This window comes from Bartonella sp. AA86SXKL, from assembly GCF_042196885.1.
This window is the reverse complement of the sequence record NZ_JBHIRE010000534.1, coordinates 1-580: the sequence shown is the minus strand read 5'-3', so window position 1 is coordinate 580 and position 580 is coordinate 1. Positions and strand designations below refer to the sequence as shown.

Annotated in this window: 1 protein-coding gene; it reads right to left on the bottom strand. The window is 41.2% G+C overall.

Annotated elements, in window-relative coordinates:
- Window positions 1-580: recombinase RecA (gene recA / locus ACFIO5_RS13130; RefSeq protein ID WP_375705647.1), on the bottom strand; the 580-nt coding region annotated here is incomplete at both ends.

Here is a 580-nt window from a genome sequence, read left to right as displayed (position 1 = left end):
CCATAAATAATATCAAACTCAACCTGTTTGAATGGAGGTGCCAACTTATTTTTGACCACTTTAACACGGGTCTGATTTCCAACGATCATATCCCTATCTTTAATAGAGCCAATGCGGCGAATATCCAAACGAACAGAAGCATAAAACTTTAAAGCATTTCCGCCCGTTGTCGTTTCAGGAGAACCAAACATCACCCCAATTTTCATACGAATTTGATTAATAAAAATGACCATACAGTTAGAGCGGAAAATCGATGCAGTGAGTTTCCGCAAAGCTTTGCTCATTAACCGAGCTTGCAATCCAGGCAAAGCATCTCCCATTTCACCATCAATTTCCGCACGCGGTGTCAAAGCGGCTACGGAATCAACAACGAGCACATCAACAGCACCAGAACGAACCAATGTTTCTGTAATTTCTAACGCCTGTTCACCCGTATCTGGTTGAGAAATGAATAAATTTTCTAAATCAACACCAAGCTTACGCGCATAAATAGGATCAAGAGCAGGTTCCGCATCAATAAAAGCACAAACTCCACCATTTTTCTGTGCCTCAGCAATAGCATGGAGAGCTAATGTTGTTT